Genomic DNA, 6,199 nt, shown 5'->3' with positions numbered 1-6,199 from the left:
CCCCCGTCACCTGCCCGGCCCCGCCCAGCTGGAAATCAGCCCTGGGTCGCGTCCGCAAAGAGTCGCGTCCCGGCCACGGTCGACCCACCGCAGGGTGCCGACCGGCCCCGCATACGTGATCCTGGTCCCATGGGCGGTGTCCCCCGAACGCGGTCCCCGCGGGCCCTGCGGCTGCCACCCGCCTACGCCGCCGCCGCCCGTAGGTCCCTGCGGGTCACGCTCGCCGCGGGAGCCGGGTTCTATCTGTTCCTCTACGGCTTCGGCTCGACCACCGCGGCCACGTACGCACTGTTCGGCGCCGTGTCCCTGGCGGGACTGTCGCGCATCCCCGGCACCGGACAGCAGCGCGCCGCGACCCTCGTGCGGGTGCTCCCGGTGGGCTGGCTGCTGATCGTCGCCGGCACCTTCCTGGCCGTACGGACCTGGAGCGCGGTCGTCGGCATGCTGGTCATCGGCTTCGTACTGGCCTTCGTCGCCGTGAGCGGCCCCCGGCCGGCCGGCGCCGCGCCCGGGCTGCAACTGCTCTACATCCTGCCGTGCTTCCCGCCGTACGACCCCGGCTCGCTCGACGAGCGGCTCCTCGGGGCCACCGTCGGCATCCTGCTGCTGGTCCTCGCCGAGTACTTCCTCTTCCGCGATCCGCCGACCCTCCCCTACGAGGAGCTCGTCGCCCGCGCCGCCGGGACGGCCCGGCGCTGCGTACGGGAGCTCACCACGGCCCCGTACCGGCTGACGGGCCCGACCCGGCAGGAGGCCGGGGCGGCGGCCGTCGGACTGCGGCCCATGTCCGTGGCCGAGGCCGAGCGGCCGGCCGGGCCCGGCGTGCGCGAGCGGGCGCTCGCCCAGACCGGTCTGGGCACCCGGACCCTGCTGGCCCGCCTCACCCAACTGAACGCCGCACCTCCGGTCCGCGGCCCGGCACCCGAGCGCCCCGGCCCCGACCTGGACGTGCTGCGCGCGGTGGAACGCACCGCGGCGGAGACCGCGGCCCGGCTGCGCCGGACCACGAACGCCCGGGAGGCGCAGCAGGACCTGCTCCGGGCCCGTACGGCCCTGGCCGCGACCCGGGACGAACCGCCCGACCGGGTGCCGCTGCTGCGGCGGGACGCGGCCGTCCTGGAGATCGCGGACGCCGCGCTGGCCATGTCCACGGCCGCCGACCTGTTCGTACGGGGCCGGGCGGCCGTGCCGGACCCGCCGCCGGCCCGCTTCTGGTACGCCCGGACGAGCGCCCCGCAGCTGTGGTGGCGCCGGCTCGCCGGCCACGCCGAACGGCGGTCGGTGTACTTCCAGAACGCCGTCCGCATCAGCCTCGCGCTGGCCGCGGCCCGTCTGGTGGCGGGCCTGGACACCCTCCCGCACGGGTTCTGGGCCATGCTGGCGACCCTGACGCTGACCCGGACGACCGTGCGCGAGACCCGCACGACGATCCGCGTGGCCCTGACCGGCACGCTGGTGGGCGCGCTGGTGACGGCCGGGCTGCTGGCCCTGGTGAGCACGCACACCACGGTGTACGCGCTCGCGCTGCTGCCGGTGATGCTGGTGACGTTCACGCTCGGGCCGGTCAAGGGGGTCGGCTGGGCCCAGGCCCTGTTCACGCTGACGGTGGCCCTGGTCTTCGCGCAACTGGCGCACGCGACCTGGCAGCTGGCCGAGCTGCGGCTGCTGGACGTGCTGATCGGCAGTGCGATCGGTGCGGTGTTCGGGCTGCTGGCGTGGCCGCGAGGCGGCCAGGACGAGTTGCGGCGCTCGGCGGCGGTGCTGCTGCGGGGCGCGGCCGAGATCGTGGTGGCCACGGCCGAGTCGATCGCCGTGGGCGGGCAACGGCGGACCCAGGGGCCGCCCGGGAACCGCTCGCTCCAGCATGCGCTGATCCTGACGGAGTCGGCGTACGCGCAGTTCCAGAGCGAGCCGGCCGAACCGGCCGAGGGGCCGGGCGCGGAGCGGGACCGGCCGGTGATCGACTGGCAGGCCGTGGTCATGGCCGGGCACCACACCTTGTGGGGGTCGGACCGGCTGCTTGCGCCCCGGCCGGGCGGCGCGGCCGCGCCCGCGCTGGGAGCGGCGGCCGCCGCTGCGGTGACGCGCCTGGGCGACCGGGTGGCCGGGCGGATGCTGCTGGTGTCGGCCGCGCTCGACCCCGGCGGCGACACCCCGGAGGCGCCGGTGCCGCTGCGCGACCCGACGTTCGACGGCTTCGAGGCCGAGCCGGACGGCGCGCCGCGGCTGTACTACGCCACCGCCATGTGGCTCGACTCGCTGATGACGGACCTGGAGCGGATCAGCGCCGCCGGGCGGGGACCGTAGGGCCCGGGCGTCCTGGGCCCGAGCGTCCCGGCCCGGGGCGGGCGGTCGCCCCGGGCCGGGGGTGGCGGGTCAGCGCGCGGGCGGGCCGAAGCCGCCCGGGGTCGCGGGGCCTCCGTAGCCCCAGGGCGCGCCGAAGCCACCGTAGGGGCCGGGCACCGGGGCGCCCGGCGTCCCGCCGTCGTACGGGGCCGCCCCCACGCCGTAAGGGCCGGGGACGACGCCCAGCCGGGGCGCCAGGTACCAGGAGACGATCCGGTGGAGCTCGTCCAGCCACTCCTGGAGGCGGACGGCGCGGCGGGCGTTGACCTGGCAGGTGTAGACGTTGCCGTCGGTCAGCCGCAGGGCGATGTGCAGGTGGTTGCCCCGGTGCGCCGGGCCGTACGTCACCCCGGCGAGCTCGGCCCAGCCGAAGTCGGCCTCGACGCCGTCGATCTCGAAGACGATGCCGGTGGCGTCGACGACCACGCTGTTGCGGCGGTCGGCGATCACCAGGTCCCGGACGGCCGGGACCGGCCCGCCGGGCGGGGTGTGCCCACCGCCCGGGACGGCCGGCGGCGTCGCGGGCACCGGCGGCACGGCGTACGGCTGCGGGGGCGTGCCCTGCGGCACGGCCGCGGCCCCGTACGGCCCCGGGACGGACTCCCCCTGGTGCGGGACCCCGGCCCCCGCGGCCGGGACGGCCGGGGCGTGCGGCGGCGTGGCCGGGGCGGCGGGCCCGGCGGCCGGGAACGGCGGTGGGGTGTGCGGCGCCGGCGGCGTGGCGGCGGGCATCGTCGGTAGCCGGTCCAGGGGGAGCGGCTGCGGCGAGGCCGCGGGGTCGGGGTCCGTCAGGAGGTCGAGGAGGGCGGACGGCGTGGGCCGGGACGCGGGGTCCTTGGCCAGGCACGACGCGACGATCGGACGCAGGGCCTCCGGAACCGCCGTCAGGTCCGGCGGCTCGTGCACCGAGCGGTACATCAGCCCCATCGGAGTGCCCTCGCCCCAGGCGCTGCCGCCGGCCGAGGCGACCAGGACCGCGCCCAGCGCGAACACGTCGGCGGCGCCGGTGACGTCGTCGCCGAGGGCCTGCTCGGGGGCGAGGTAGCCCGGGGTGCCGAAGGCCGTCCCGGTGGCGGTGAGCCGGGTGGACTCCACGGCCCGGGCGATGCCGAAGTCGAGCACGCGCGGCCCGTCCGCGGCCATCACGATGTTGCCGGGCTTGAGGTCACGGTGGACCAGGCCGCAGGCGTGGATGGCCTCCAGCGCCTCGGCGAGCGCGGCGGCCAGCATCCGCAGTGCGGGCTCGTCCATCGGGCCCTCGGCGGCGAGCCGGCCGGCCAGGGTCGGGCCGGGCACGTACGCGGTGGCCAGCCACAGCGGGTCGCCCTCGGTGTCGGCGTCCACGACCGACGCGGTGTGGAAGCCGCCGACCCGGCGGGCCGCCGCCACCTCGGCCCGGAAGCGCTCCCGGAACGCGGGATCGGCGGCCAGCTCCGGCCGCGCCACCTTGACGGCCACGGCGCGGCCGCCCCGCGACCGTGCCAAGTAGACCGTTCCCATGCCGCCTTCGCCGAGCTTCCGCTCGACGAGGTACCCCCCGATGCGTTGCATGCGCCCAGTATGGCGGCCGGCGGGGACAGTGCCCGCCCAGGTGCGCGGGACGGGGTCGGCCGGGCTGCGGTCAGGTGCCGGCCGACAAGGGTGGTCAGGTGCAGGCGGACGGGCGGCGGTCAGGTGCCGGCCCGCAGGGGGCGGGCCAGCAAGTACCCGGCGGCGGAGGCCGCCAGCACCGCCATGCAGGCGATGAACACCAGCGCCGCGGTCTCCAGGCCGAGCGGCCCCACGAGGAGGCCGACGCCGATGACGGGGACCGAGATGCCCGCGTACGCCACCACGAACAGCGCGGAGATGGCCCCCGCCTGGTGCTCCGGCGGAGCCGCGGCGGCCACGGTGGCCACCGCCCCGCGGAAGGCCAGGCCCTGGCCGACGCCGCCGGCGAGGGTGCTCAGCACGACCAGGGCCAGCAGTTCGGTCCGCAGTCCCCCCGCCAGCAGCCCGAGGCCCACGACCAGCACCACACAGCCCAGCGGCAGGGATCGGGCGACGCCGAGCCGGCCGACGCCGAGTTGCCCGGCGGTGGACGCGAAGAACGGCAGGGCGGCGACGATCCCGGTCACGGCCAGGTCGTGCACGCCCAGCGACTCGGCCAGGAACGCGGGACCGACCGAGGTGAACACGCCGAGCAGGGCGAAGCCCGTGAACGCGGCGGTACCGGCGGGCAGGAACACCGCCCGGACCCCTGGGGGCAGGTGCGGCAGCCGGGGGCGCAGGGCGCGCGCCAGGCGCCGCGCGCCCGGCTCGGCGGGCTCGCCCGCCGAGCCCGTCCCGGCCCGGTCGGCCGCACCGCCGGCGGTCTCCGGGAGGGCCGCCAGGACGGCGAACGCCAGCGCCAGCAGGGCGAGGTGCACGACGAACGGCCAGACCAGGGCCCCGTCGGGGCCGGTGGCCCGGGCGAGCAGGCCCGCCAGCAGCGGCCCGCAGCCCAGGCCGCCCATGTTCGCGGCGGTGGCCACGAAGGTGGCCAGGCCCCGGCCGCCCGGCGGGGCGAGCTCCAGGACGTACGCGGTGGCGGCCCCGGTGAACAGGCCGGCGGAGAACCCGGAGAGCAGCCGCCCCGTGAACAGCAGCGGCAGCCCGCCCCCGGTGTGCGGCGCCACCAGGAAGCACACCGCGCTGGCGGCGGCGAAGCCCAGGCCCCAGGCGAGGACGGGCCGGCGTCCGAGGGTGTCCGAGGCGTCGCCCGCCAGCAGCAGCACCCCGATGACGCCGAGGGCGTACACGGCGTAGACGACGGTGACGATCAGCTCGGAGAAGCCGAGTTCCTCGCGGTAGAGGCCGTACAGCGGGGTGGGCAGGGTGGTGCCGGCCATGCAGACGGCGAACACCGCTCCGGCGAGCAGGCACGGCCGCATCCCGCGGCCGTCGCCGCCGGTGCGGTCCTCGTCCACGTCCGCCTGCCGTGCGTCCATGGCACGACGCTATCGGCGTACGGCGCAACGCGCCGCCGAGCCGGTCCGACCGGGTTGCCCCGCCCGGACCGGCAGCGACCGTTCCGCGCAACCACGAACGGGCCGACCGGCCGTGGCGGCCTCGGCCGGCCGAGGCAGGCACCGGTCGGCCGAGGCAGGCACCGGTCGGCCGTGGCAGGCACGGCCGGTCCGCCCGGCGCGGCCTCGCTCGGCCGCGCCGGGCCTCGTTCGGCCTACTTGCCCTGGCCGTGCGGGCCGCCGAACGGGCCGGGCAGGGCACCGGCCTTGGCGGCGGCCAGGATGGCGTCGGCCTGGGCCTGGGTGATCTTGCCGTCCTTGACGGCCTGCGCGAGCCGCTCGGCGAGCTTCTTCTGCAGGGCCTCGGCGTCGGGCCGCTGCCCGTCCTTGAAGTGGCGCTGCCCGCCGCCGTTCCTGTCGTGGTCCTGGGCATGCTGCTCACGCTGCGCGGCCCGGAACTTCTCCAGCGACCCGGTGACCTTCTCCACCGGCACCCCGAGGTCCTTGGCGAGCGCCTCGGCCAGCTCCTTCTGCCGGTCGGCGCGCTGCTCGGCCCGCTTGTCGTGCTTCTGCTCCTGCTTGTCCTGGGACGGCGCCGGCCGGCCGCCGTCCTCGGCGAGGGCGACGGCCGGGAAGGCGAGGCCGACACCGGCCAGGACGGCTCCGGCGGCGATCACCGCGCGCTTGCGGACGTTGTTCATCGATGCCCCTTAGGTGTTCACGGTCGGGCGTTCACGCCCGACGACTGTCCATCCTGACGCCCCTCGCTGGGCAGTGGCTGGGGCCCGCATATGAATCTCCTGTGAATCCGCCGCAGGCCGAAGGCCGGTGCCCCGCGCACCCGCTCGCCCCGCCCCCTCCCGCGG

General features: G+C 77.3%; 4 protein-coding genes. 1 reads left to right on the top strand and 3 read right to left on the bottom strand.

Annotated features, from left to right (window positions below):
• Positions 1 to 129 precede the first annotated feature (129 nt).
• The gene (locus EF918_RS31215; RefSeq protein WP_125652287.1) at positions 130 to 2,307 is read left to right on the top strand and encodes an FUSC family protein; all 2,178 of its coding nucleotides are present in this window, start codon (positions 130 to 132) and stop codon (positions 2,305 to 2,307) included.
• Positions 2,308 to 2,376: 69 nt separating this feature from the next.
• On the opposite strand, the gene EF918_RS31210 is transcribed toward EF918_RS31215, so the two are convergent.
• The 3 genes from EF918_RS31210 to EF918_RS31200 all read right to left on the bottom strand — a co-directional run bounded on the left by EF918_RS31210 (position 2,377) and on the right by EF918_RS31200 (position 6,034).
• Entirely contained in the window at positions 2,377 to 3,897 is a 1,521-nt protein-coding gene (locus EF918_RS31210; protein ID WP_125652286.1) for a serine/threonine-protein kinase, read from the bottom strand.
• 119 nt (positions 3,898 to 4,016) lie between these two features.
• A complete protein-coding gene (locus EF918_RS31205; RefSeq protein WP_125652288.1) occupies positions 4,017 to 5,258 on the bottom strand; it encodes an MFS transporter in 1,242 nt (413 codons plus the stop codon).
• Between the two features lie 290 nt (positions 5,259 to 5,548).
• A complete protein-coding gene (locus EF918_RS31200) occupies positions 5,549 to 6,034 on the bottom strand; it encodes a hypothetical protein (protein WP_125652285.1) in 486 nt (161 codons plus the stop codon).
• Between the last annotated feature and the right edge of the window lie 165 nt (positions 6,035 to 6,199).

It is taken from the genome of Streptomyces sp. WAC06614 (assembly GCF_003949795.1).
Lineage (GTDB): Bacteria > Actinomycetota > Actinomycetes > Streptomycetales > Streptomycetaceae > Streptomyces.
This window is presented reverse-complemented; position numbering and strand designations above follow the sequence as displayed.